Annotated in this window: 29 protein-coding genes, 1 tRNA gene and 1 riboswitch; of the genes, 7 read left to right on the plus strand and 23 right to left on the minus strand. The window is 69.6% G+C overall.

Translation table 11 applies throughout. The annotated features are described in order from the left end of the window. Window positions 1-79: 79 nt before the first annotated feature. Window positions 80-164, minus strand: a tRNA-Leu gene (locus tag G5B46_RS16625). 84 nt (window positions 165-248) lie between these two features. Beyond that, window positions 249-563, minus strand: a complete 315-nt coding sequence (locus tag G5B46_RS16630) for a FliM/FliN family flagellar motor switch protein (RefSeq protein ID WP_101719464.1) — start codon at window positions 561-563, stop codon at window positions 249-251. Window positions 564-575: 12 nt separating this feature from the next. Between G5B46_RS16630 and lipB the strand changes: the two genes are divergently transcribed. Next, window positions 576-1,310 (plus strand): lipoyl(octanoyl) transferase LipB, encoded by a 735-nt coding sequence (gene lipB, locus G5B46_RS16635; RefSeq protein WP_165260483.1) that lies wholly within the window; start codon window positions 576-578, stop codon window positions 1,308-1,310. Here the strand turns inward: lipB and G5B46_RS16640 are convergent. From G5B46_RS16640 to G5B46_RS16665, 6 genes are all read right to left on the minus strand, one after another. After that, the gene (locus G5B46_RS16640) at window positions 1,307-1,711 is read right to left on the minus strand and encodes a DUF805 domain-containing protein (RefSeq protein ID WP_101713424.1); all 405 of its coding nucleotides are present in this window, start codon (window positions 1,709-1,711) and stop codon (window positions 1,307-1,309) included. The two genes, lipB and G5B46_RS16640, sit on opposite strands and share 4 nt — an antisense overlap. A 76-nt stretch (window positions 1,712-1,787) precedes the next feature. Beyond that, a complete protein-coding gene (locus G5B46_RS16645) occupies window positions 1,788-2,243 on the minus strand; it encodes a DUF805 domain-containing protein (RefSeq protein WP_165260485.1) in 456 nt (151 codons plus the stop codon). After that, a complete protein-coding gene (locus G5B46_RS16650) occupies window positions 2,243-2,635 on the minus strand; it encodes a DUF805 domain-containing protein (RefSeq protein ID WP_165260487.1) in 393 nt (130 codons plus the stop codon). Before G5B46_RS16650 ends, G5B46_RS16645 begins: the two co-directional genes overlap by 1 nt. Beyond that, on the minus strand, window positions 2,632-3,102 hold the full coding sequence (locus G5B46_RS16655; protein ID WP_165260489.1) for a DUF805 domain-containing protein: 471 nt from the start codon (window positions 3,100-3,102) through the stop codon (window positions 2,632-2,634). The genes G5B46_RS16650 and G5B46_RS16655 overlap by 4 nt, the downstream gene beginning before the upstream one ends. 133 nt (window positions 3,103-3,235) lie before the next feature. Continuing rightward, complete coding sequence (locus G5B46_RS16660) at window positions 3,236-3,658, minus strand: DUF805 domain-containing protein (protein ID WP_165260491.1); 423 nt, start codon at window positions 3,656-3,658, stop codon at window positions 3,236-3,238. 45 nt (window positions 3,659-3,703) lie between these two features. After that, a complete protein-coding gene (locus tag G5B46_RS16665) occupies window positions 3,704-5,677 on the minus strand; it encodes an acetyl/propionyl/methylcrotonyl-CoA carboxylase subunit alpha (protein WP_165260493.1) in 1,974 nt (657 codons plus the stop codon). Between the two features lie 260 nt (window positions 5,678-5,937). Here G5B46_RS16665 and G5B46_RS16670 point away from each other — a divergent pair, with 260 nt between their 5' ends. After that, window positions 5,938-9,741 (plus strand): LamG domain-containing protein, encoded by a 3,804-nt coding sequence (locus G5B46_RS16670; protein WP_165260495.1) that lies wholly within the window; start codon window positions 5,938-5,940, stop codon window positions 9,739-9,741. Then, window positions 9,738-10,199 carry a heme-binding protein gene (locus G5B46_RS16675; protein WP_165260497.1) on the plus strand — a complete coding sequence of 154 codons (462 nt, stop codon included), beginning with the start codon at window positions 9,738-9,740 and terminating at the stop codon, window positions 10,197-10,199. The genes G5B46_RS16670 and G5B46_RS16675 overlap by 4 nt, the downstream gene beginning before the upstream one ends. Before the next feature lie 4 nt (window positions 10,200-10,203). On the opposite strand, the gene G5B46_RS16680 is transcribed toward G5B46_RS16675, so the two are convergent. Continuing rightward, window positions 10,204-10,782, minus strand: coding sequence for a type 1 glutamine amidotransferase family protein (locus G5B46_RS16680; RefSeq protein WP_165260499.1), 579 nt, complete (start codon window positions 10,780-10,782; stop codon window positions 10,204-10,206). Then, window positions 10,782-11,102 carry a heavy metal-binding domain-containing protein gene (locus G5B46_RS16685; RefSeq protein WP_058349561.1) on the minus strand — a complete coding sequence of 107 codons (321 nt, stop codon included), beginning with the start codon at window positions 11,100-11,102 and terminating at the stop codon, window positions 10,782-10,784. The genes G5B46_RS16680 and G5B46_RS16685 overlap by 1 nt, the downstream gene beginning before the upstream one ends. A gap of 69 nt (window positions 11,103-11,171) precedes the next feature. On the opposite strand from G5B46_RS16685, the gene msrB reads away from it, so the two are divergent. Beyond that, a complete protein-coding gene (msrB, locus tag G5B46_RS16690) occupies window positions 11,172-11,651 on the plus strand; it encodes a peptide-methionine (R)-S-oxide reductase MsrB (protein WP_165260501.1) in 480 nt (159 codons plus the stop codon). A gap of 276 nt (window positions 11,652-11,927) precedes the next feature. Here the strand turns inward: msrB and G5B46_RS16695 are convergent, their stop codons facing one another. Both G5B46_RS16695 and G5B46_RS16700 read right to left on the minus strand, forming a co-directional pair. After that, window positions 11,928-12,320 carry a hypothetical protein gene (locus tag G5B46_RS16695; protein WP_165260503.1) on the minus strand — a complete coding sequence of 131 codons (393 nt, stop codon included), beginning with the start codon at window positions 12,318-12,320 and terminating at the stop codon, window positions 11,928-11,930. Window positions 12,321-12,389: 69 nt separating this feature from the next. Next, complete coding sequence (locus tag G5B46_RS16700; protein WP_165260505.1) at window positions 12,390-12,791, minus strand: hypothetical protein; 402 nt, start codon at window positions 12,789-12,791, stop codon at window positions 12,390-12,392. A gap of 132 nt (window positions 12,792-12,923) precedes the next feature. Here G5B46_RS16700 and G5B46_RS16705 point away from each other — a divergent pair, with 132 nt between their 5' ends. Then, entirely contained in the window at window positions 12,924-13,721 is a 798-nt protein-coding gene (locus tag G5B46_RS16705; RefSeq protein ID WP_165260507.1) for a tetratricopeptide repeat protein, read from the plus strand. 4 nt (window positions 13,722-13,725) lie between these two features. On the opposite strand, the gene G5B46_RS16710 is transcribed toward G5B46_RS16705, so the two are convergent. The 9 genes from G5B46_RS16710 to G5B46_RS16750 all read right to left on the minus strand — a co-directional run bounded on the left by G5B46_RS16710 (window position 13,726) and on the right by G5B46_RS16750 (window position 20,508). After that, complete coding sequence (locus tag G5B46_RS16710; protein ID WP_165260509.1) at window positions 13,726-14,079, minus strand: DUF1428 family protein; 354 nt, start codon at window positions 14,077-14,079, stop codon at window positions 13,726-13,728. 80 nt (window positions 14,080-14,159) lie between these two features. Further along, entirely contained in the window at window positions 14,160-15,509 is a 1,350-nt protein-coding gene (locus G5B46_RS16715; protein ID WP_165260511.1) for a S41 family peptidase, read from the minus strand. A gap of 21 nt (window positions 15,510-15,530) precedes the next feature. Beyond that, window positions 15,531-15,692 carry a hypothetical protein gene (locus G5B46_RS16720; protein ID WP_165260513.1) on the minus strand — a complete coding sequence of 54 codons (162 nt, stop codon included), beginning with the start codon at window positions 15,690-15,692 and terminating at the stop codon, window positions 15,531-15,533. Continuing rightward, window positions 15,689-16,198 carry an AAA family ATPase gene (locus G5B46_RS16725; RefSeq protein WP_205691723.1) on the minus strand — a complete coding sequence of 170 codons (510 nt, stop codon included), beginning with the start codon at window positions 16,196-16,198 and terminating at the stop codon, window positions 15,689-15,691. The genes G5B46_RS16720 and G5B46_RS16725 overlap by 4 nt, the downstream gene beginning before the upstream one ends. A gap of 86 nt (window positions 16,199-16,284) precedes the next feature. Further along, window positions 16,285-18,123, minus strand: coding sequence for a phosphomethylpyrimidine synthase ThiC (gene thiC, locus G5B46_RS16730; RefSeq protein WP_165260517.1), 1,839 nt, complete (start codon window positions 18,121-18,123; stop codon window positions 16,285-16,287). A gap of 75 nt (window positions 18,124-18,198) precedes the next feature. After that, a riboswitch (TPP riboswitch) is annotated at window positions 18,199-18,304 on the minus strand. Window positions 18,305-18,354: 50 nt separating this feature from the next. After that, the gene (locus tag G5B46_RS16735) at window positions 18,355-18,546 is read right to left on the minus strand and encodes a hypothetical protein (RefSeq protein WP_165260519.1); all 192 of its coding nucleotides are present in this window, start codon (window positions 18,544-18,546) and stop codon (window positions 18,355-18,357) included. Window positions 18,547-18,580: 34 nt separating this feature from the next. Further along, window positions 18,581-19,429: a neutral zinc metallopeptidase gene (locus tag G5B46_RS16740; RefSeq protein WP_165260521.1), complete on the minus strand. Its 849-nt coding sequence runs from the start codon at window positions 19,427-19,429 to the stop codon at window positions 18,581-18,583. 13 nt (window positions 19,430-19,442) lie between these two features. Then, window positions 19,443-19,847 (minus strand): hypothetical protein, encoded by a 405-nt coding sequence (locus tag G5B46_RS16745; protein ID WP_165260523.1) that lies wholly within the window; start codon window positions 19,845-19,847, stop codon window positions 19,443-19,445. 43 nt (window positions 19,848-19,890) lie between these two features. Beyond that, window positions 19,891-20,508: a tetratricopeptide repeat protein gene (locus G5B46_RS16750; RefSeq protein ID WP_346764942.1), complete on the minus strand. Its 618-nt coding sequence runs from the start codon at window positions 20,506-20,508 to the stop codon at window positions 19,891-19,893. Between the two features lie 218 nt (window positions 20,509-20,726). Between G5B46_RS16750 and G5B46_RS16755 the strand changes: the two genes are divergently transcribed. Next, window positions 20,727-21,728 carry a D-cysteine desulfhydrase gene (locus G5B46_RS16755; RefSeq protein ID WP_165260525.1) on the plus strand — a complete coding sequence of 334 codons (1,002 nt, stop codon included), beginning with the start codon at window positions 20,727-20,729 and terminating at the stop codon, window positions 21,726-21,728. A gap of 12 nt (window positions 21,729-21,740) precedes the next feature. Next, entirely contained in the window at window positions 21,741-22,403 is a 663-nt protein-coding gene (locus G5B46_RS16760; RefSeq protein WP_165260527.1) for an amino acid racemase, read from the plus strand. A gap of 151 nt (window positions 22,404-22,554) precedes the next feature. Here the strand turns inward: G5B46_RS16760 and G5B46_RS16765 are convergent, their stop codons facing one another. Further along, window positions 22,555-22,731 (minus strand): hypothetical protein, encoded by a 177-nt coding sequence (locus G5B46_RS16765; protein ID WP_165260529.1) that lies wholly within the window; start codon window positions 22,729-22,731, stop codon window positions 22,555-22,557. 77 nt (window positions 22,732-22,808) lie between these two features. Further along, a complete protein-coding gene (locus tag G5B46_RS16770) occupies window positions 22,809-24,755 on the minus strand; it encodes a transglycosylase domain-containing protein (protein WP_346764943.1) in 1,947 nt (648 codons plus the stop codon). Window positions 24,756-24,758 lie beyond the last annotated feature (3 nt).

Below are 24,758 nucleotides of genomic sequence, written 5' to 3' on the forward strand. Positions count from 1 at the left end.
CAAACCTTGGCCGAAAAATGGTTAGAGCGCGGAAGGCGATTCGGAAACCGAAGCCTGCCGCGCTCTACGCAAGTTCACCTGGTGCGGTCGAGAAGACTCGAACTTCCACGGGTTGCCCCACAGCGACCTCAACGCTGCGCGTCTACCAATTCCGCCACGACCGCTCGTGGTGAGGCGCGGCAGGTAGCAAACTGAATCGGCTTTGGGAAGAGGAGAGTTCGATTATCTCGAAGAACCCACAGGGAACTTCAGGCGCCGCCGGCCATGTAGTCGTAGACGTCGGCCGGGCCGGTCACCTGGATGGCGATGCGATCGTCGTTGATCTGGATCTCGCCGCGGGCGATCGGGTGGTTGTTGGCCAGGATCCAGACCTCGTCGTTGGTCTTGGCGTCCAGCGGGATCACCGCGCCGCGGCCCATGCGCAGCAGTTGCTGCATCGGCAGGATCGACCGGCCGAGCAGAACGGAGATCTCGACATTGACGGCGTTGACCTGGCTCACGAAGTAAGGCCCCTGGAACTGAAGTTGCCGAGCGGCGGGATGACCGCGCCCCGGCTCATGCAAGACTAAGGCCGCATGCTTGATCGCCCGTTAAACCTTGAAGACAAAGGCCTTCCCGATTTGTCGCGCCCCGACGGCGCCCCGGCGGGGTGGGCGGTTTCGACCGGCTACGTGCCCTACCCGGCAGCCGTTGCCGCCATGGAGGCCCGCGCGGCGGCCATCGCCGACGGGACGGCGGGCGAGCTGATCTGGCTGCTGGAGCACCCGCCGCTCTACACCGCCGGCGTCTCGGCCAAGACCGCCGACCTGCTGGAGCCCGAGCGCTTTCCGGTGTTCGAGAGCGCCCGCGGCGGCCAGTTCACCTATCACGGCCCCGGCCAGCGGGTGGCCTATGTGATGCTGGACCTGACCCGGCGCGGGCGCGACGTGCGCGCCTTCGTCGCGGCCCTGGAGGCCTGGATCATCGACGCCCTTTCCGCCTTCAACGTCACCGGCGAGATGCGCGAGGGACGCGTGGGCGTCTGGGTCGAGCGCAAGGGCGCGGGCTGGTCGCGCGAGGACAAGATCGCCGCCATCGGCGTCAAGCTGCGCCGCTGGGTCAGCTTCCACGGGATCAGCCTGAACGTGGAGCCTGACCTGTCGCACTTCTCGGGCATCGTGCCCTGCGGCCAGGTGGAGCACGGGGTCACCAGCCTGGTGGACCTTGGCCTGCCGGTGACGCTGGACGAGGCCGACGAGGCCCTGAAGGCCAGCTTCCGCAAGGTGTTCGGCGCGGTCGAGGACGCCGAAGCGCCGGTGCAGGGCGACTAGATCGCGGGCGCCTTCAGGGGCGGCTGGCCGTAGCGGTTGGCCCCCTGCTCTCCTCCCATGACGCCCAGCTCGACGATCGCCCAGACGATCACCAGGGCGAACACGAAGTCGAGGAAGTGCTGCGGGGTCGGCCAGACGGCGACCAGGGCCACCAGCACCAGCGCCGCCCACCAGCCCGAGCGGCCGCGATCGTGCAGGCGCTTCGAAAGCACGCAGGCGCCGCTGTAGAACAGGGCCGAATAGACGAGCCAGCCGGTCAGCAGCCGCAGAACGTCGCCGGCGATGGCCTCGTACAGCACCGCCACGCCGATCAGCACGGCCGAGGCGATCAGGAACGGCGCACGCGCCAGCCTGCCCGTTGAGGACAGGAACAGCTCCGCCCAATCGATCCGACCGTTCATCTAAGGCTCCGCGACTCTTCTCGGCGGAACCTAGGCGCAGCCGAGCGCCAGCGGAAGTCGCCGCCGGGTCACACCCTCAGGCGAAAACTTCGCTGATCTCGCCTTCCGGCGTCGGGCCGATCCCCTTGGGCGAAGGGCCGTATCGGTTGGGGCCCTTCGTGCCGTCGAGAATGCCAAGGTCGACGAGCATCCAGAGCTGGACAAGGCCGAACAGGACCTGGGCGATCACTTGGAGTCTGGAACCAGGATACAAGGCGGCGAGCATCGACACGGCGGTCTGCGCCCAGATGATGATCACCAGCCAGCCGCTGCGGTCGCGATCATGCAGGCGCTTGACCGCAATGGCCGTCATCGGCCACGCGGTGACCAGGTTCAGCGCATCCATCCACGGATCGTCGGGCGCCAGGCCCAGCCCACGGCGCACCGCGAACGCCAATGCGGCCGACGCGCCGATCATCAGGATGAAGAGCAGCCAGAAGTCCCGCCGGCGTAAACGACCGTGAAAGCCGAACAGCTTCTGGGCGAAGGTCATCAGGCAAATATCTCGTCGAGGCTCTCGTCGCCGTAGGGCGAAGGGCCGAAACGGTTGGCGCCCGGCTGGCCGCGCAGGAAGCCCAGTTCGACGAGGCTCCAGGCCCAGCCGGCCACGGGCACGACCAGGAACAGCAGCAGCCAGCCGCGTCCCTTGCCGCGATCGTGGCAGCGCTTGAGCCCGATCGCGTACAGCGCCCAGATCAGCGGCGCCGACAGCGCCAGGCGCAGGATGACCGGCGGCGTATAGATCGGCCCGCCCGGCGTCATCTCGACCGGGATCAGCAGGTTGACCGCGACCAGTGCGGCGAAGGCCGGCAGGCCCAGCAGCCAGTAGTCGCGACGGACCAGCCGCCCGGAGAAACCGAACAGCTTGCCGGCCAGCGTCTTCATGCGAAGGCTTCGGACAGGTCCTTGTCGCCGGGACCCTTCAGGCCCTTGGGCGACGCGCCGAACCGGTTGCGCCCCTTCGTGCCGTCCAGGCAGCCATAGTCGACGAACCAGTAGATCAGCAGGGCGATATAGATCAGCGAGCCGATGCCGATGACGGCCACCGTGCCCATGTCGGCGGCCCCGGCGGCCGCGGTCACCGAGGCCGACAGGAAGACCAGCCACAGCGCCATGCCGGTGATGACCGCCGTCAGTCCGATCGAAAAGGCGGCCGGGCGGTTGCGGTCGTGCCCGCGCTTCACCGCGAAGGCCAGCGCCGGCCAGAAGAACAGCGCATCCAGGCCCAGGCGCACGAAGAGCCCCTGCTGGTCGCCCATCCCCAGGCCCATGGCCCCGCCGATCACGAGCGCCAGCACGAACTTGATCGCGCCGATCCCGATGTTCAGCATCCAGAACTCAGAGCGCCGCATGCGGCCCTCGAACCCGAACAGTCCTTCGACAAGAAAATGCGTGCGCTTCTTGGCCATGGCCAAGCTTAGATCACGCGACGCGGCGTTTCACAAACCCAAGGTTGCTCGCCGCGCCGCCGAAACCCGGCCGTGCTCAGGCGAAGACCTTGGCCAGGTCGTCCTCTTCGCCGCCGCCGACGCCCTTGGGCGAGGGACCAAAGCGGTTGCGCCCCTGGGTGCCGTCCAGGAAGGCCAGCTCGATGAAACCCCAGATCCAGCCGACGATCGGCACCAGCAGGAAGAAGGCCACCCAGCCCCAACGCTTGTCGCGGTCGTGACAGCGCTTGAGCATCAGGGCGATGTTGATCCAGAGACCCATCAGGTTGAGCGCCAGCGAGATCACGACGCTGGCGATGTTGCCGCCCGTCTCCAGGGCGTTGAAGTCACCGGCGTTCAGCACCAGCGTCTGGACCGCGTCGAGCACGCCGATGGTGATGCTCGTGCCGATCCCCAGCAGCCAGTAGTCGAGCCGCCGGATACGCCCGGAAAAGCCGAACAGCTTGTGCTTCACGTCCATGGAATCGTCCCCCGATTGATTTCGGGGGCGACCTAAACACAGGCGTCAGTCGAACTCCACGAGGACCTGATCGGCGGCGACGGGATCGCCGGGCTTGGCGTTGACGGTCTTGACGACGGCGTCGCGCTCGGCGCGGAGGATGTTCTGCATCTTCATGGCCTCGAGCACGCAGACGACCTCGCCCTCGCGGACTTGCTGGCCGATCGCGACGTCCATGGAGACCACCAGGCCCGGCATCGGCGAGAGCACCAGCTTGGAGGTGTCGGCCGGGGCCTTGGCGGGCAGCTTGTCGTGCAGTTCGGCGCTGCGGGCGGTCAGCACCAGCACCCTAGCCTTGGCGGCGCGGTGGCGGATGGTGAAGCCCTCGGGCGCGGGGGCGACCTCGGCGGTGAAGGCCTGGCCGTCCAGCACGCCGCGGAAGGTGGGCAGGCCCGGCCGCCAGGCGATGTCGGCCAGGTTCAGCGTGCGGCCCGCGTCGAGCAGCTCGACGCTCAGGGACTGGCCCTCGCCGGACAGGTGCACGCGCTGCTTGCCGTGGCCGATCACCACCGTCCAGTCGGCCCGGGCGCGGCCCAGGCGCTGGGCCTGGAGGCGCTGCATGGCGCAGCCGACGGCGGTCAGCAGGTCGGCCTGGAAGGCGGTGGGCTCGGTTCCGGCAAAGCCGTCGGGGAACTCGTCCTTGATGTAGCTGGTGGCCAGCTTTCCGGAGACGAAGCGGTCCTGGTCCATCACCGCGGCCAGGAACGGCACGTTGTGGCCCAGGCCCTCGATGTGGAAGTCCTCCAGCGCCCGGGCCATGCCCGCCACCGCCTCACTGCGGGTCGGGGCCCAGGTGCAGAGCTTGGAGATCATCGGGTCGTAGTACATCGAGATCTCGTCGCCCTCTCGCACCCCGGCGTCGTTGCGCACGGCGTAACCAGCCTTCTCGCCCTCTTCGGGCGGGGCGTAGCGCACCAGGCGGCCGATGCTGGGCAGGAACTTGCGATAGGGATCCTCGGCGTAGATCCGGCTCTCGATGGCCCAGCCGTTGATGGAGAGGTCGTCCTGGCCGAACGACAGCGGCTCGCCGGCCGCGCTGCGGATCATCTGCTCGACCAGATCAAGGCCGGTGATCAGCTCGGTGACCGGGTGCTCGACCTGCAGGCGGGTGTTCATCTCCAGGAAGTAGAAGCTCTTGTCCTGGCCGGCCACGAACTCGACGGTGCCGGCGCTGTCGTAGTTCACCGCCTTGGCCAGGGCCACGGCCTGGGCGCCCATGGCCGCGCGGGTTTCTGGATCCAGCAAGGGGCTGGGCGCTTCCTCGATGACCTTCTGGTTTCGCCGCTGGATCGAGCATTCGCGCTCGAACAGGTGGACGACGTGGCCGTGCTTGTCGCCCAGCACCTGGATCTCGATGTGGCGCGGGCTTTCGATGAACTTCTCGATGAAGATGCGGTCGTCGCCGAAGGCGCCGGCGGCCTCGGCCCGCACGGCCGGGAAGCCCTCCTCGACGTCCTTGCGGCTCCAGGCCACGCGGATGCCCTTGCCGCCGCCGCCGGCCGAGGCCTTGATCATCACCGGATAGCCGATCTCTTCGGAGATCTTGATCGCCTCGGCGACATCGGCGATCTCGCCGATATGGCCCGGCACGCAGGAGACCCCCGCGGCGGCGGCGAACTTCTTGCTCTCGATCTTGTCGCCCATGGCCGAGATGGCGCCGGGATTGGGACCGATGAACACGATCCCCTCGTCGGCGCACCTCTGCGCGAACTCGGCCTTCTCCGACAGGAAGCCGAAGCCCGGGTGCACGGCCTGGGCGCCGGTCTGCTTGCAGGCGGCGATGATCTTGTCGGCCACCAGATAGCTCTGCGCGGCCGGCGAGGCGCCGATGTGCACGGCCTCGTCGGCCATCTCGACCGCCAGGCTGTCGGCGTCGGCGTCCGAATAGACCACCACCGTGGCGATCCCGAGCCGCCGGCACGTCTTGATCACCCGCACCGCGATCTCGCCCCGGTTGGCGATCAGGATCTTGTTGAACATCGGCGGCCCTCGAACGGTTGGTCTTCGTAGATCCTCCCCCTCTGGGGGAGGTGGCCCGGAGGGCCGGAGGGGGACAGCGCGGCGCTGGGCCCCCTCAGTCGCTTCGCGACAGCTCCCCCAGAGGGGGAGCATCTCGCGCCGCGCATGCCCTCTCCTAGGCGTAACAGGCCAAGGCCGGTTTGCAACGCGGGCCCATCGCGCTAAAAGCGTCGCAGGAACCATGACACCGGTTTCCAATAAGAACGACTAGGGAGTGACGCGTGGTAAAGCAGGCGCTTTTTCTGGCCTCGGCCTTTTCGGTTCTGACCGCCGCCGGCGCGGCCGCGGCGGCCGCCCCTTCAGAACCCGCCCTCCTCTTCCACGTCTCCGGCGACAAGGGCCTGAAGGCCGACTACGCCGCCGGCGACGCCATCCCCAACTTCGCCGACAAGGTGGCGGTGATCCCCGCCGGCAAGGCCGGTCCGGCCCTGTCGGCCCAGGACGACGGCATCCTGGCCTGGAACGCGCCGGGCAACATCCAGGCCCAACGGGGCACGCTGTCGTTCTTCTGGCGCTCGGGCTATCCGGTCGGCGTCGCGCCCTTCGTGATCTTCCGCGTCGGCTACGCCGACCACACCAGCTGGGATATGGCCTTCCTGCGCGTCGACTGGAACGGCCACGGCTTCGACGCCTTCGTCACCGACAACGGTCTGGCCCGCACCCGCGTCTCGTTCAAGCTCGACAAGCCGCCGGCGCCCGACACCTGGACGCACCTGGCCTTCACCTGGGACGAGCAGACCGGCGTGCAGCTGTTCGTCGACGGCAAGCCCGCAGCCAGGAAGGACGCCAAGCGGGCCTATGACGCGGGCCTGGATCAATTCGGCATCGCCGGCCGGGTGATCGCCCCGCACCAGGTGCAGAGCCGCTACAACTTCCTGCGCGGCGGCGATCTCGACGAAATCCGCGTCTACGACCGCGCGCTGGACGCCGCCGGCGTCGCGGCCCTGGCCCGCAACGAAGCCCCGGGCGCCGCCGCCCCGGTCCCGACGCTGGACGATCCGGCCACGCGCGCGGCCTGGCGCCTGCGCCACGGCTGGACCGGCGAGGCCCCGCCCCTGCTGACGGATCCGGCCACCCGCATCCGCAAGGTCGAGTTCGCCGACGCCAAGGACATCAAGCAGTGGATGTGGCGGGCCAACGACGGCATCCCCGAGACCACCTGGCCCGGCGTCTACAACCGCTCGCGCCTGGAAGGCCGCGACGACTATTTCCCGCTGCCGGACTGGAACGTCTATGTCGAGGGCGGCAAGGCCCTGACGCTGGCCCTGCCCGACGAGCCGATCAGCCGGCTGGAGATTCAGGGACCTGCCTATGGCGACCTGACCTGGGCGGCGCCAAATCAAGAAAATGGGGCCGGCGACAAGGGCGTGAAGGTCGGCGTGCGGCCCAAGGGCCTCTACCGCTCGGTGACCACCCTGGCCCAGCCGCTGAAGGGCGGCGTGCTGACCTTCACCAACACCGACCAGGAAACCCCGATCCAGGAGATCTGGGCCTATGACGTCTCGTCGGGCAAGGAGCCCGAGGGCGTCTTCAAGATGAACTACACGGTCCGGGCCGACGTGGCGCCGGACTATCTGAACCTGGCCGACCTCAACGCCTATGTCGCCGGGCGCTTCCCGGCCGGCGAGCGGGCGACGGTGGTGGCCATTCCCGACGCGGCCCCGCAGCGCAAGCGTCCGGCCGCCGACCTTTCGGCGCCCGGCCTGCCGATCGTCCACGTGATGATCCCGTCGGGCTTCGGCGACGCTCCGGCGGCCCAGCCGCTGGCCCGCAACTGGGCCTATGGCTGGGAGAACGCCCGCGACGGCCTGGACGGGATCGCGCTGGACATCCCCGCCCTGCCCGGCGCGGCGGGAACGACCATCCCGCTGAACATCCAGGTCAAGGACCCGATCTGGCCGGGCCGCAACATGATCGACGTCTCGGTCTCGGTGAAGGCCGGCGAGGCCCGCACCCTGTGGCTGGATCTGCGCGACCGGATCCTGACGCCCGACAGCCTGTACCTGACCATCGCCGCCGACAGCGCCGCGTTCGGCCCCAAGGCGCTGGACGGCGCCAAGGTGCGGCTGGTGTTCAAGGCCCGCGAGGAAGCGCAGGCCGAGCACGTCGCCGACCGCTTCAACCAGGTGAAGGACAACTGGGCCTTCCTGGTGGAGGAGCACACCACCTCCAAGCGCCAGGGCCTCTATCGCCGCCTCTACGCCGACATCTCCGACCTGCTGCGCGTGGATCCCGACCACAAGGAAGGCCGCGAGTACTGGGGCGACATCACCTATGGCAGCCAGGGCTGGCCGGCCTTCGAGCAGCCCAAGGCGCCCGACGGCGTTCCGCTGTGGGCCTTCCGCCAGACGCAAGACCTCAAGCGGGTGGCCAGGTTCATCAACTGGTGGATCGACGAGCGCCAGGTTCCGTACGGCGACTTCGGCGGCGGCCTGTCGGACGACACCGACCTGCTGCAGCAATGGCCGGGCCTGGCCCTGATGGGCGTGGATCCCGACAAGGTGAAAGGCTCGCTGAACCTGCTGACCGACGCGGTCTATCGCAACGGCATGTTCACGAACGGCCTGTCGACCATCGCCACCGACGAGCTGCACGCCTACGAGGAGGGCATCAACTCCAACAGCGAGGCGATGTATCTCGACTACGGCGATCCCCTCGCCGTCGAGCGGCTGTTCACGACGGTGAAGGCCCTGCCGGGGATCATCGATCGCAATCCGGCCGGCCACGTCCACTTCAACACCAACTGGTACAGCGGCTCGATCTCGTACCGCGAAGGCCCGTGGGAGTGGCAGAAGCCCTACTCGTTCGGCGTGGTGCACCCGGCGATCCTGATCGGCGACTACAACGGCGACAAGACCGCCCGCGACATCGTGCTGGGCCTGGCCGACGGCTATCTGGCCCACGCCAAGGCCGACGGCTCCTATCCCAACGAGATCAACTGGCGCACCGACGCCGAGCGGGGCGGCACGGTGCTGCAGGGCTCGGGCGCCAGCGGGCCGTTCCAGATCTTCTGGCAGGCCTGGCGCTGGACGGGCGAGGCCAAGTACCTGGCGCCGATCCAGTGGCGGATGGGCAAGAACGGCGTCAAATCGCTGAACGACCTCAACGACAACGCCCTGTCGATGCTGGGCCTGGCCGACGCCAACAAGGACGCCATCGTCAAGTCGGCCGCCAAGGGCGGGGCCATGGAGCGCTTCGCCGCCTGGAGCCTGACCGGTGACAAGGCCTGGCTCGAAAAGGCCTATGCCGACGAGATCCAGTGGGCCGACCAGCACATGTACATGCACACCGACGGCCACTGGTGGTCGGATCGGGTGGAGATCCCGTCGGACGTGCTGCAGCGCTCGCGCCTGGGCGGCATCGCCAACAAGCGCGGCCAGATGAACCCCGGGCACATCGTCAGCTGGCGCTTCGAGGGCGCCGCGAAAGGCGAGGACGTGGCGATCCTGGTCAAGGACGGAACGGCCAAGGGCTTCAAGGTCGTGGCCTACAACCTGTCGGACAAGCCGGTGACGGCGACCATGACCGGCTGGAACGTCGCGCCCGGCCAATGGACGCTGACCCAGGGGATCGACACCACGGGCGACGACGCGATCGATGGGGCGGGCGAAACCCGCCAGGTCGCCTTCGAGCGCACCAAGGCCGTCAGCGTCGTGCTGCAACCGGGCCAGACCACGATCATCGACATGGCCCTGGCGACGCCGGGCGATGACCCCGCCCAGCGCGCCGACCTCGGCATCGGCCGCGGCGACGTCAGCGTGAAGGGCTCGGCGATCACCGCCAAGGTGCACAGCCTGGGCGCCCAGGACGCCAAGGCCGCGAAGCTGGAACTGGTCGACGCCGCCGGCAAGGTGCTGGCTTCGGCCGTCGTGCCGCCCCTGGCCGCGCCCAAGGACCTGACGCCCAAGGTCCACACCGCCCGCCTGAAGATCCCGGCCGGCGCCAAGCCGTCGGAACTGCGCCTGCGCATCGTCAGCGACCAGCCGCAGATCACCGCCCTGAACGACGAGGTGAAGCTGCCATGATCCGCAAGGTTCTGATCATCGCCGGCCTGCTGGCCCTGGGCTCGGGCGCGAACGCCGCCGAGCCCTACGGCCGCAATGTCACGCTGAAGGAGGCCAAGGCCGTGGCGGCCGCCGCCGAGGCCGAGGCCCTGAAGACCGGCGTGGCCGTGACCATCACGGTGGTCGAGCCCAACGGCGCCCCGGTGCTGGTCTGGAAGATGGACGGGGCCTCGTACTCGGCCCCCGAGGTCTCGCGCCGCAAGGCCGAGACCGCCACCGCCTATCGCCGCCCGACCAAGGCGTTCCAGGACGCGGTCAAGGGCGGCAACCTCAACGCCATCTCCAACGGCGCCCTGGCCATCGAGGGCGGCGAGCTGCTGCTGGTCGAGGGCAGGATCGTCGGCGCGGTCGGCGTGGCCGGCGCCACGCCCGAGCAGGACGGCGTCCTGGCCCGGGCGGGCGCGGCGGCGGTGAAGTGAGGCCTCAGCCCTCGCCGAACTCGCGGGCGAACATCGCCACGTAGCCGTCGAGGCGCTCCGAAGCCTCGGGCGCGATCAGCCGCGTGACCTCGGCCGAGAAGGTCACCGGGGCCGAGCCGGAGGCGGTGACGATCCTGCCGTCGACCACCGCCCGGGGGCTTTCGACATAGCCCTCGGCGCCGGCGTAGCCGGGAGCCTGCTCGGCCAGCCAGTCCTTGCCGTTGGAGGTGTGGGCCTTGCCCGCCAGCAAGCCGGCCTTGGCCAGCGCGATGGTCGCGCCGCAGATGCCGGCGACGATCTTGCCGTCGGCGTGGGCCTGGCGCAGCAGGCTGAACACCGCGTCGTTGTCATAGCCCTGCCAGGCGTCGGAGCCGATCAGCAGGTAGGCGTCGGCGTCCGACAGCACCGGATCGTCGAAGCGGTAGTCGGCGGCGGCCAGGACGCCGCCGATCGAGGTCTCCGGATCCCCGGTCGGGGTGGCGATCTCGATCTGCACGCCGAAATATTCGCGCAGGGAGGCCAGCACGTGACCGGCTTCCCAGTCGGCCCAGCCGGGCTGGAGAAAGGCGACGGCGACGGTCATCAGCGCAGCTTCACCGCGGTGCCGGCGGCGGTGACCATCAGCATGCCGTTGTCGGCGCCCAGGGCCTCGTAGTCGAGATCCACGCCCACCACGGCGTCGGCGCCCTGGCGGCGGGCCTCGTCGATCATCTCCTGCAGGGCGATGTCGCGGGCTTCGCGCAGGGCCTTCTCGTAGCCGCCGGCGCGGCCGCCGATGATGTTGGTGATGCCGGCGAACAGGTCGCGGAAGATGTGTGCGCCGATGATGGCCTCGCCCGAGACGACCCCCAGGGTGGCCACGGTCTCGCGCTCGGCGACGTAGGGAGTGGTCGAGGTAATCATGGCAGGCTTCCCGTCCCTTGATGCGGCGCGCCCTACCGGCGGGCCGTGCGAGCCCCTAGATTGGCACGCATGACCCAAGCCGCCACCCTCTCTTCCACAGGTTTCGACCTGACCCCGCCCACAGAGCCCGAACGCGAGCGCCTGGAGGCCGACCTCACCGCCGAGGAGGCCCGCGTCCTGCTGCATCACGGCACCGAGGCGCCGTTCTGCGGCGGCCTGCTGGGCGAAAAGAGCCCCGGCGTCTACGGCTGCCGGCTGTGCGGCCTGCCGCTGTTCAAGCACGAGACCAAGTTCGAGAGCGGCACCGGCTGGCCCAGCTTCTACGCGCCGTTCGACGAGGACCACGTCAGGGCTGTGCGCGACACCTCCTACGGCATGGTGCGCATCGAGACCCGCTGCGCCCGCTGCGACAGCCACCAGGGCCACGTCTTCCCCGACGGCCCCGCGCCGACGCGGCTGCGCTACTGCATCAACTCGGTTTCGCTGCAGTTCGTGAAGGCCGGCGATCCCCTGCCCGACCCGCTGCACCGCGGCGACCGCCTGCCGTAGACGGCTGGGCGCCTCCGGCCGAGGCGCCCAAATGCAAGGCAAGGCTTTCCCCGACGGAACTTCGACCCTCGGTGGAAAAAATGGATTGCTCGGCACAACTATAAAGAGCATGGTCAATCCGAGGCCGCAGGTGCGGCGACTCGCTCGGACGGCGCTCCCTAGGCGACGGCCCGAACCGCCCGCGCACAACCTCCGGCAGGGTTGCGGCGCTCCATGGCGGACGCGTCGGGAGAAGGCCCCTTCCCCCCAGTCTTCTCCCGACGCGAACCCGTTTTCTCAGGAAGAAGCGGTCGGCCCGTAGGCGACGTAGCCGCGCTCGACCATCCGGCGCAGGGCCTCGTAGGCGGCGGAAAGCTCGTCATAGGCCAGGCGCAGTCCGGCCAGCTTCTCGACCTCGGCCGGATCCGGCGCGCGGCCCGACTGGCCTATGGCCAGCGCCATGGCGGCCCAGCGGGCGCGGGCCTGGGCCGTGGTCACGGCCAGCTTCTGGAAATGGCCGGCGTCGAGCCTGCCCAGGGCCTGGGCCATGATCTCGCGATTGGACAGAAAGGCGGTGTAGTCGATCTGTTCGAGATGACCGCGCAGACGACGCTGCTCCTGCGGATCGATGTCCTGCGGCTCGAAGTGATCGCTGAACCTCCGGGTGCTGGAGGTGACGGTGGACGACATGACGGCCTCCCTGACCGCATCGTGCTTGCCGCCGAGTCTGCGCCCAGGCCCTTAAGCGGTCGTTACTCGTCAATCGGGCGTCAGCAGACCCTGCAACCCGACGATCATGGCGATGATCCCGAAGATCGCCAAGACCAGTCCCGCGCCCTGCGCTCCGCTGGCCGGCAGTTCGCCCGACCCGCCCAGGCGCCGCGCCAGCACCCCGGCCCGCAGGCGGTCCCACAGCAGCAGCACGCCGACGGCGATGCCGACGATCTCGAAATGGAAGACGTGCGGCCCTGAAACCAGGTGCACGATCAGGAAGTAGCCGCCGCAGACCAGGGCCGCGATCCCGACGATCCAGCCGAACGGCGCCAGGCGCGCGGCGAAGCGCCCCAGGTCGTCGCCCGCCCGGGGCAGCAGGGCCAGGAGACCGATCGCCAGCAGGAAGCCGCCGACGAGGTTGCAGAGATCCAGAACCAGTTCGAGCATGAGGCTGCAATGCCGGCGCACTCCTGCCTGTTCCACCCTCGCATCCACTCAAGCGGGCCATCGCACCGACCGCACGCCCCGCTTGCAATCTTACAGACGTAGAATAACTTGGAGCTTCACCGGAGGAAGTCCATGCGTATCGCCGCCGCCGTCGCCGCCCTGATGATCGCCGCCACGCCGGCGATGGTCCACGCCCGCCCGGCGCCCGCGCCGGCCTCGGCCGCCGACGCCCAGGCCGCCAAGGACCAGGCCACGGTCAAGAAGGCGATGAACAGCGGCGACCTCGGGACGATCCGCAAGATGGTTCCGGCGCTGGAGACCGTGGCCTCGCACGCCCCTGCGGCCTACCCGCTGGTCGAGCGCAAGGGCGACACCTTCATCGTGCGGGCCTACAACCTGGACCAGGGCCTGATCGCCAGCCTGCTGGCCAGCGCCGCGGCCGAGAAGGCCGCGCCGGACCAGAAGACCCAGGTGGTCGTCGACTACAACACCTATGGCCTGGCCTACTTCCTGCTCGGCTCGGCCGCCGTCGAGGCGCGCAACTACGACAAGGCCTCCGAATGGCTCGACAAGGGTCTGGCCCTGCAACCCGAGAACCTGATGCTGGTCACCGAGAAGGGCATGGTGCTGACGGCGCAGCGCCGCTTTGCCGACGCCCTGGCGCTGTACGACGCCACCTTCGAGAAGGCCGCCGCCTTCCTGATCTCCGACCAGCAGGGCAAGGCCCGGCTGCTGCGCGCCCGGGGCTTCTCCCTGATCGAGCTGGGCCGCCTCGACGAGGCCGAGAAGGCCTACAGGGACTCGCTGGAGATCGAGCCCGACCACGGCGGCGCCAAGCACGAGATCGGCTACATCGCCAAGCTTCGCGCCGGCGGCCAGGCCACGGGCATCCAGATCATGAACGGCGAGGAGTCGATGAAGGCCAAATAGGCCCTCAGTACTCCACCAGGCTCTCGAAGCCGCCGAAGATCATGCGCTTTCCGTCGAAGGGCATCTTGTCCATGTACGGCTTGAGGCGCTCGTCGGCCATGACCTTGGCCATGATCTCGTCGCGCTTGGCCCGGCTCTCGTAGGTGATCCACGAGAACACCGTCACCTCGTCGTCCTTCAGCTGGACGGCGCGGGGGAACGAGGTGAGCTCGCCGTAGGGCACGTCGTCGGCGATGGCCTCGACATAGGAGATCGCGCCGAGCTCCATCCAGATCGAGCCGGCCAGGGTCGCCATCTCCTTGTAGGCCTCGACATTGGCCTTGGGCACGGCGAGCACGAAACCGTCGACATAGGTCATGGGATCCTCCCTTGGATCGTTGTTGGCCCCCATAGGACGTTCCAACGCGGAGGAGGCCGACAGGGGGGCCGCGAAAAAGTTCAGCGCCCGTCGATCAAGATCAGCAGACGGTCCAGCGCCCGGAGGTGTCCGTGCGGATCGCCGGGCGGAAAGACCGGCAGCGCAACCTGCGGCGCGACCCCCTCGCCTTCCGCCACGCGACCTTGCGCGTCGCGGTGGACCTCGGCCGGCAGGGCGAAGCGCCAGCCGTTGGGCAGCGGCTTCTGCAGCTGGTCCGACAGCGCCCCGCGCGTCGTTTCGCCCGCCTGGCGCACGTTGGGCAGGGCCCGCATCGACAGCGTGAAGGTCTCGCCGGCGCTGACCGTGACCTGACTGGTCAGCAGCCAGACAGGGCCGAGGTAGCGCGGGCGGTCCGACGGCGTGATGAACAGCGGCTGGGCGACGCCGTCGCCGCCGACCGCGACCTTGGATCCGACCTCGCGCCGGCGGTCGGCGAAGCGGGCCGCGATGCGGCGGGCGATCACGTCGTAGCCGCCGCGGTTGTCGCTGACGTCGACGATCACCGCCTCTGCGCCCGAAAAGGCGGTGACGGCCTCGTCCAGCGTGGCCTCAAGCAGCGCGAGGTCGTCGTCGCCGGATCTGGGATCGAAGCCGCCCATGGCGGTCACGGCGAGATAGCCGACCTTCCCCTTTCGTGCCCACAGGATCCGCCCGCCGGCCGCCTCGCGAACGCCCAGGGGCGCGGCCAGCAGGTCGGCCCGCCAGGCCCTCGCCCAGGCCGCCTCGCCGCCGGGCGCGGCCTTGGCCCGCATCAGCGCCTCCGCCTCGCCGAACCGCTGGGTGCGCGGCTGGCCGCCGACGATCCCGTCCAGCGCCACGTGGGCGTCGTTCATCCCCCGCAGAAGCACGCCCAGCGCCCTCCACAGCGCCGCCTCGTCGGGCGCCTCGCCGAGAGCCGCGACGGCCGCGGCCCGTCGCGCCGGCCAGTCCAGGCCCCGCTCCCGCGACAGGGGGTAGGAGGCCTCGAAGGTGTCGGCGACGACAGCCAGGGTCCGGCGCGGGGTCCAGGGCCGGACCTCGGAACAGGCCTCCGGCAGGGCCTTCAGCCGATCGAAGCGATAGACCGTCCCGTCGGCCTCGCCCGCCGTCTCGAGCGCCGCGCCCATGGGCCGCCAAAGCTTCAGCACACCGTCGGGATCGGCCTCCGCGCGCGGGTCGCGCCAGCAGTCCTCGCCGGCGAGGTGATAGAGGCTTGGCCCGTCGGCGTCGAACCGCACGGCCCAGCCGTAGCCGCGAGACTTCCAGACGCCCTGCAGGGGTCTGGCGATGGGGCCGGTCTCGATGATGGGCCGGAAATCGGCAGGAGCCGCCGCGATCGGCGCGGCATGGAGAAGCCCCGCGATCAGGGTTAGGCCGGCCAGGACCCTCATGCCGCCCCGTTCAGCCAGGACTCAGTCGCCGGATTTCTTCTGAAGCGTAGCAACCGCCTTCTCGACCGCCGCCTGCTTGCCCAGAAACTTGCCCGCGCGCTCCTCGCGCGTACCGTGACGCGCCTTCCAGGCGGCCTCCTTCAAGGCCTCCCCGACGAGCTTGATATCGGTGCGCTGGTTCATGACGATGAATCTAGCAGTTCCAGCCCTTCCTCGCCACTCAGCCACACCTGCCAAGCGTCGACGAGAGGCTTGTAGATCTCTTCGAGATACTGAAGGCTTCTGGGAAACCGGCGTCGAATATCACGCTCCGGAATGTCATGGCCGCCCATCTCGACCCGTCTGCGCACGCGGGCCAATGAATCCTCGACGGTGGGCAGCCGCAGATAGACCAGTTCCACACGATAGCCCTCGCCTCGCCATCGCTCGATCCTGCGTGCGTAGGCACGGCTCGCCAAAGTCGTCTCCAGGGCTATGTCGCGCCTCTCCAACGTCAGGGCGTCAAGCAGGCTCAACATCTGCCGCCCTGCCAACATGGCCGTCGCCGGATCCAGGGACGAAAGGTTCATCCGGCGTGCGATCTCGTCGGCATTGACGAACTCAAAGGGCTCCACACGCCGCGCCAGCAGAGCATTGGCGAAGGTGGTTTTCCCCGCCCCGTTCGGCCCGGCGATGATCAGCGCTGTCAACATGCGCCTCAACATGACAAAGGCCCGGTCGTCTCGGACCGGGCCTCGCCAGCTTCAATGCAAGGACGACTTTTGAAAAGCCGCTCCTACTCCGTCTTCAGGTAAATCTCCGACCCCTGTTCGCGGAACTTCTCGCTCATTTCGGCCATGCCCAGCTCGGCGGTGTTCGGCGCCTGGGCGGCGGCGAAGTCGCGGACTTCCTGGCTGATCTTCATCGAGCAGAACTTCGGGCCGCACATCGAGCAGAAGTGCGCGGTCTTGTGCGCCTCCTTGGGCAGGGTCTCGTCGTGGAAGGCCTGGGCGGTCTCGGGGTCGAGGCCGAGGTTGAACTGGTCTTCCCAGCGGAACTCGAACCGCGCCCGGCTGATGGCGTCGTCACGCATCGAGGCGCCCGGGTGGCCCTTGGCCAGGTCGGCGGCGTGGGCGGCCAGCTTGTAGGTGACCACGCCGACCTTCACGTCGTTGCGGTCGGGCAGGCCCAGGTGCTCCTTGGGCGTGACGTAGCAGAGCATCGCCGTGCCGAACCAGCCGATCATGGCCGCGCCGATCGCCGAGGTGATGTGGTCGTAGCCAGGGGCGATGTCGGTGGTCAACGGGCCGAGGGTGTAGAAGGGGGCCTCGTGGCAGTGCTTGAGCTGCTCTTCCATGTTGGCCTTGATCTTGTGCATGGCCACGTGGCCAGGCCCCTCGATCATCACCTGCACGCCGTGGTTCCAGGCCACCTTGGTCAGTTCGCCCAGGGTGCGCAGTTCGGAGAACTGGGCCTCGTCGTTGGCGTCGGCGGTCGAGCCCGGACGCAGGCCGTCGCCCAAGCTGAACGACACGTCGTAGGCGCGCATGATCTCGCAGATCTCGTCGAAGCGCTCGTAGAGGAAGTTCTCCTTGTGGTGGGCCAGGCACCACTTGGCCATGATCGAGCCGCCGCGGCTGACGATGCCGGTGACGCGCTTGGCGGTCATCGGCACGAACGGCAGGCGCACGCCGGCGTGGATCGTGAAGTAGTCGACGCCCTGCTCGGCCTGCTCGATCAGGGTGTCGCGGAAGACCTCCCAGTTCAGGTCCTCGGCCACGCCGCCGACCTTCTCCAGCGCCTGGTAGATCGGAACGGTGCCGATCGGCACGGCGCTGTTGCGGATGATCCAGTCGCGGATGTTGTGGATGTTGCGGCCGGTCGACAGGTCCATGACCGTGTCGGCGCCCCAGCGGGTGGCCCACACCATCTTGTCGACTTCCTCGGCGACGGTGCCGAGCACGGCCGAGTTGCCGATGTTGGCGTTGATCTTGACCAGGAAGTTGCGGCCGATGGCCATCGGCTCGAGTTCGCCGTGGTTGATGTTGGCCGGGATGATGGCGCGGCCGCGGGCCACTTCCTGGCGCACGAACTCGGGCGTCACGAAGTCGGGGATCGAGGCGCCGAAGTCCTCGCCGTCGCGCACGCACGGACGGGTCTGCTCGCGGCGCAGGTTCTCGCGGATGGCGACGTATTCCATCTCGGCGGTGACGATCCCGGCGCGGGCGTATTCCAGCTGGGTGACCAGCTTGCCTTGCGTTCCGCGGAAGATCTTGCGGCCGTTGTCGGGGAACTGCGGGGCCAGGTGCTTGCCCTGGGCGAAGCCGTTGTCCTCGGGCTTCACCTCGCGCGGATTGGCCACCACCTCGACGTCGCCGCGGGCGACGACCCAGGCGTCGCGGGCGCGCTCCAGGCCCTTGGCGATGTCGATGGTCGCGTTCGGGTCGGTGTAGGGGCCGGATGGGTCGTAGATCGTCACCGGCGGCTCGTTGGCCGACGGGTGGACGGCCACTTCGCGGAACGGCACGCGGATGTCGGGGAAGATCTCGCCGGCCTGATAGACCTTGCGCGATCCCGGCACGGGGCCGGTGGCGACGTTGTCGGTCGCTGGAACGATGGGGGTTTGAGCGTTCATGTTGCGGGCTCCTCAAGCACTGAAGAGACCCGGACGTGTCGAGCTAAGTCGGTCTTACGGCCTGGACTGTACGCTCCCAGATCCGCGTTCCCTCCCTTCGCCGGCATGACCCGGATCAGGTTCGACGGGTCAGGGCTCAAGCCCAATCTCAGCCGCGACAGCGACCCCCCGGTGAACAGGGCGGACACTAGGAGGATTGACGCGCGGGTCAAGAGCGACGAGCGACGTTCGTCAGGACGCCTTCACCATGCGCGCCAGGACGGCCTGCATGTCGCCGTGCTCGTCGCTCCCTTCCACGACCGTCCAGTGGGTACCGAGAACGTGCCAAGGTAGTTGGGCGTCCCTCAGTCGTTGCCGAAATTGCTTCGCTCCGACGCCCGCGGCCTTGGCCATCTCCTCTGCCGTCGTCTCCTTGCCGCCCATCGTGGCCTCCCGAAGTCGAGGGGCTGGTTAGCCCCTACAGGTCGTCCGTCGCGAAGGTGTCGCAGGCGGCGGGCCTGCCGTCGTCGTAGCCCTTGCCGAACCAGCGCATGCGCTGCTCGCTGGTGCCGTGGGTGAAGCTGTCGGGCATCACCCGGCCTTGCGCCTTGGACTGGATGGCGTCGTCGCCGACGGCGGCCGCCGCGCCCAGGCCGTCCTCGATGTCGGCGCGGGTGATGCGGATGTTGGAGACCTCGGGCGCGTGGCGGGCCCAGACCCCGGCGTAGCAGTCGGCCTGCAGCTCCAGCCGCACCGAGCCGCTCTCGGCGCCACGCCGGCCCAGGCTATCGGCCTTGCGGGTCGCGCCCATCTGGTTCTGGATGTGGTGGCCGATCTCGTGGCTGATCACATAGGCGCGGGCGAACTCGCCCCTGGCCCCGAAGCGGCTCTCCAGCTCGTTCCAGAAGCTGAGGTCGAGATAGACCTTGCGGTCGGCCGGGCAATAGAACGGCCCCATCGCCGACTGGCCCAGGCCGCAGCCGGTGCCGGTCTGGTCGTCATAGAGCACGACCGAGGTCGGCGGCACGTAACGGCCGCCCGAGCGGGCGAAGATCGGCCCCCAGACGTCGGTGTTGGAGGTCTCGATGACGTCGACGAAGCGGCCGCCCTCGTCCTGCACCGAGCCGCGCCGCCCTTCCTGCTGCTGGGCCGCCGGCGCCTGGACGCCCTCGACGGCGTTCAGCGTGGTCTGCGGGTCGACGCCGAACACGAAATAGCCCACGGCCGCCAGCACCAGCGCGCCGATGCCGCCGCCGGCCGCCGCGACGGGACCCAGGCCGCGCCGGTCCTCGATATTGCCGGACTGCCGTCCGCCTTCCCATTCCATGAGCCGAAGATCCCTAGCGTTCCGAAGCGGGCCTGATGGCCCGCAGCACCTCATTGCTCCGCGCCAGACGGGCGTCGGTCAAGCGGTCCAGTTCGTCCAGCCGCAGCGACAGCCCCGCCGACGGATCGCCGCGCTCGGGCAGCACCTCGGCCGGCGGCGGGCGATAGGGCCGGCCCGCGCTCGCGCCCTGCGCCTGCAGCGAGCGCAGGGTCTGGGCCGCCGCGGCGCGGTCACGCGCGGCCTGGGCCTCACGAGCCTGGGCCATCTGCTGCTGACGCAGGGCCTCGATCTCCATCCGGGCGGCCGCGCGCTCCTGGGCAAGGCCCGCTTCGGCCTGGCCAGCGCGGATCTGGGCGCTCGCCGCGTTCGACGCCAGCGCCAGACCCGTCGCGATGGTGATCGCCAGGACCCGTCTCATGCCATGCCTCCGGCGCCGCCCCGCGCGCCGGAAGGGCGCGGCGTCAGCGGCTCTTGAACGAGAAACGCGCCAGCTCCTCCTTCGGCGCCGACCATTTCGGATCCAGCTCGGCCGCGCGCTGGAAGTCGTAATAGGCCGCCTTGACGTCGCCGAGGTTCTCGTGCGCCAGGGCGCGGTTGTAGTAGGCGCGCTCGGGCTGCTTGACGCCCAGAGCCAGGCCCCGGTCGATCTCGTCGAGGCCTTCGGCGAAGCGGTCCTCGGCCACCAGGGCCGCGCCCCGGTTGACATAGACCTCGCCCAGCTTCGGCTCGATGCGGCCGGCCGCGTCGAAATCCGCCCGCGCCTCGACATAGGCCTGGCGGCGCAGCTGGATCACGCCGCGATTGACCAGGGTGCGGGCGCGGTCGCCGGTCGACAGGGTCTCGACCTCCAGCGCCGAGGTGCACAGGCGCATCGTGTCGTCGTCGGAGCGGCCCCGGATCACCGCCTCGGAACAGTCCTTGGCCATGCCGCCGCCGATGATCAGGACCGAGGCCGTCGCGGCGCCGGCCGGCGGCAGCATCGCCAGCACGGCGACGCCGAGGATCCAGCCGCGAAACGGCCGTGCGCCGGAAACACCGATGCGACGGGGCGGCCGAGACTTGAGGGTCTTGGCTTTCATGCGTTTTCTCCCAACGTCCGCCCGGCCTTCCGACAGGCCCGCGGGGAATGGGGGAAACCAAGCCGCGGGTACGCGGGGACAGGCTTTTGAAGCCCGGCGACGTCGAGGCCGCCAGGCGAGCGCCAGCATAGCACCGTCAGCGCCGAAAGCCTCGCTGAAACGCTTTGCCAGGCCGCCCGGGGCGGCCTATCTCCAGGCGTCCGGATCGGAGTACCCGCATGCACCTGGCCCGCTTTCCCCGCGCCCGCTTCGCCCACCTGCCCACGCCGCTGGAGCCCCTGCCCCGCCTGGGCGCGGAACTGGGGATCGACCTCTGGGTCAAGCGCGACGACTGCACGGGCCTGGCCGGCGGCGGCAACAAGACCCGCAAGCTGGAGTTCCTGCTCGGCGAGGCCCTGGCCCTGGGCGCCGACACCCTGGTGACGCAAGGCGCGGTGCAGTCCAACCACGTGCGCCAGACCATCGCGGCCGGCGCCCGCTTCGGCCTTTCGACCGAAGTGATCCTGGAGGAGCGCACGGGCTCGAAAGCCAGCGACTATGTCGGCAACGGCAACGTGCTGCTCGACCGGCTGATGGGCGCGTCGATCCGCTTCGTGCCGGGCGGAACCGACATGAACGAGGAGCTGGAGGCGACCGCCGAGATCGTCCGCCGACGCGGCGGCAAGCCCTATGTGATCCCCGGCGGCGGCTCCAACACGGTGGGCGCGCTGGGCTATGTCGACTGCGCCCGCGAACTGGTCGTCCAGGCCGACGGCCTGGACCTGAAGATCGACCGCCTGGTCACCGCCACCGGCAGCGCCGGCACCCATGCGGGCCTGGTGGCCGGTTTCGCGGCGCTGTCGGTGGATATCCCGATCCTTGGCTTCGGCGTGCGCGCGCCCAAGGCCAAGCAGGAGGAGAACGTCTTCAACCTGGCCGTAGCCACCGCCGAGACGATCGGCGCGGCGGGCCGGGTGCGACGCGAGGCGGTCGTGGCCGACTGCGACTATGTGGGCGAAGGCTACGGCCTGGTGGATCAGGGCGTGATCGACGCCCTGGCCCTGGCCGCGCGGACGGAAGGCCTGCTGCTGGATCCGGTCTATTCGGGCAAGGCGATGAAGGGCCTGATCGACCAGGCCCGCAAGGGCGCGTTCAAGGGCCAGCGGGTGGTGTTCCTGCACACCGGCGGCGCCCAGGGCCTGTTCGGCTACCAGTCGGTGCTGGAGCCGGCGCTCGGCTAGGAGACAGGCGCGATGAGCAAGGTCCTCGGCGTACTGGGCGGCATGGGCCCGGCCGCCACCCTCGACTTCCTGGCCAAGCTGCAGGCGGCCACCCCGGTGGCGCGCGAGCAGGACCACATCCGGGTGCTGGTCGACATCAATCCCAAGATCCCCGACCGCAACACGCAGGGCGACGCGGCCGGCCCCGTGCTGGCGGCCATGGCCGCGGGCCTGCGCGACGCGGGCGCGCAGGTTCTGGCCATCGCCTGCAACACCGCCCACGCCTTCGCCGCGCAGGTGAAGTCCAGCGGCCTGCCGCTGATCGACCTGCCGGAGACGGCGGTGGAGGCGGCTCGCGTCGGCGGCGCGACCCGGATCGGCGTGCTGGGCACGGCCGGCGGGCTTTCGATCTATCGCGACCGGCTGGCGCACCTGGGGCTGGAGGCCGTGACGCTGGGCGACCACGAGCAGGTCGAGTTCATGGCCCTGCTCTACCGCATCAAGCGCGGCGACCTGTCGGCGGCCTCGCGCCAGACCATGGCGGCCCTGGCGCATCGGCTGGTGGGTCTGGGCGCGCAGGCCGTGGTCGCCGGCTGCACCGAAGTGCCGCTGGTCATGAGCCAGGACGACCTGACCGTGCCGTTCGTGGATGCGACGGACGCGCTGGCCAAGCGGTGCGTGGAGGTTTGCCGGTAGGCGCAGGCGGCAGGAACCTCCCCCTCTGGGGGAGGCGATCGCGCAGCGATCGGTGGGGGGTGTGGATGATGACCGTCCGCCTCGGAAGAAGCTGAAAACGTCCCCCCACCGGCCTTCGGCCGCCTCCCCCACAGGGGGAGGTTCCTGAAGGTTAGATCGTCGCCGTTATCGCCGCGATGACGGCCGTGGTCACGGCGGCGTCGCAGCCGGCTTCGGCCGCGGCCTTGGCGGCCTTGCGGGACTTGGCCGCCTTGGCCTCGCGCTTGGCCTGGCCGTCCTGCATGGCGGCGGCCCACTTGGATTTCGGCGGCGGCTTGGGAAGCGGCATCGCTCTCTCCTTGGCTGATCCGAGCAGGCCACGGCGCCTCGCCGGCGTCCAGTTACAAGCGCGTCACCCGTCCCGGCTCAGCCGCCGAAGATGCGTCGCAGCCAGCGCGGGATGCCGCCGAGATCCTGTTCGAGCTCGCGTTCCAGCTGCTCCTCCTCGGACGGCGGCTGTACGCGCGGAACCGGGGCGCGGTCGCGGGCGATCAGGCCGGCCCTCAGGCCCTGGCCGACGAAGTCGCGCCAGATCTGGGCCGGCAGGCCGCCGCCGGTGACCCCGTTCATCGGCGAGTGGTCGTCGTTGCCCACCCACACGCCCACCACCAGGTCGCCGGTAAAGCCGACGAAGACGGCGTCGCGGTGCTCCTGGGTGGTGCCGGTCTTGCCGTAGGTCAGCTGGCCGGTGCGGGCCGCGCGGCCCGTGCCCTCCTCGACCACCGCGCCGAGCAGTTCGTAGAGGGCCGCGCGCTGGGCCGTGTCGAGCTGGCGGCTGGGCGGGGCCGCCTCGCCGTCCTTGCGCGGGCGGCCATAGGGCGCGACCGGCATGTGGCCCGAGGCGACGGCGGCGTAGGCGGAGGTCAGTTCCAGCAAGGTCGTCTCGGCCGCCCCCAGCGACAGGCTGGCGTCGGTCGCCTTCAGCGGCGAGGTGATCCCGAGATCCCGGGCGGCCTGCACCACCGCCTCGCCCCCCGCCGTCTGCCAGATACGCGCGGCGATGATGTTGTTGGACTGGGCGAAGGCGTCGCGCAGGGTCAGGTCGCTGCCCGCGCCGCCCTCGTAGTTCCTGGGCGTCCAGCCGTTGATGGTCACCGGATCGCCGACCACCCGCATGTCGGGACGGGCGCCGTCGCGCAGGGCGGCCAGATAGACGAACAGCTTGAAGGCGCTGCCCGGCTGGCGCTTGGCCTGGACGGCGCGGTTGAACTGGCTCTTGGCGTAGGAGCGGCCGCCGACCATGGCCACGACCTTGCCGTCGGGCCGCATGGCCACCAGCGCCGCCTGCCCGGCCTTCAGCCGGGTTCCCGACCGGGCCAGGGCGTTGTTGACCGCTTGCTCGGCGCGACGCTGCAGGCGGCCGTCGAGCGTGGTGGGAACCCGAACCTCGCCGTAACGGGCGGTCTCGAAGGCGTCGGCGAGCTGGGGCGAGACCCAGTCGGCGAAATAGCCGCCGACCGGCAGGCTGGCGCGCGTGGCCCGGGCGCGGGCGCCGCGGGCGTTCTGCGCCTGCTGCGGCGTGATGAACTTGACCTCGACCATGTCGGCCAGGACCTGGTCGGCGCGGGCGGCGACAGCCTTGGGATTGTCGACCGGGTCCAGGCGGCTGGGGGCGTTGACCATGCCGGCCAGGATGGCGGCCTGGCCCAGGGTCAGCTTCTCGGGCGCACGGCCGAAATAGTGCCGCGAGGCCGCGCCCAGGCCATAGACCCCGTCGCCGAAATAGATGCTGGAAAGATAGCGGGCGAGGATCTCGTCCTTCGACAGGCGCAGCTCCAGCCACAGCGCGATCACCGCCTCCTGCGCCTTGCGGCGCAGGGTGCGCTCGTTGCTCAGAAAGGCGTTCTTGGCCAGTTGCTGGGTGATGGTGCTGGCGCCTTCGCGGGCCTTGCCGGCCTTGATGTTGACCGCCGCCGCCCGGCCCATGCCCCACAGGTCGAGACCGAAGTGGCGGCGAAACCGCCTGTCCTCGACGGCGATGAAGGCGTTGGGCACGTAGTCGGGCAGTTCGGAGACGACGACGGGCGCCTCCTTGTAGGCGCCGCGCCGCGCGAAGGGCTTTCCTTGCGCGTCCAGCAGCACGACGGCGGGGCTGTCCAGCGGCTCCAGCGAGCGCGACAGCGGCAGGCTGACGCCGATCCAGACGAAGGCGGCCAGCAGGGCGGCGAACACCAGGCCGAAGAAACCCATCCAGCGCGGATGACGGCGAACGAAGGCGACGAGGCCCCGCGCCCGCGCGGCGACGAAAGCGGCCACGGCCAAGGCCGCATGCCGCGCCTTCACCGTCCAAGCTCGCCAGTCGAAATCGGCCACTCG

Origin of the sequence: Caulobacter sp. 602-2 (genome assembly GCF_011043625.1) — a bacterium.
Classification (GTDB): Bacteria; Pseudomonadota; Alphaproteobacteria; order Caulobacterales; family Caulobacteraceae; genus Caulobacter.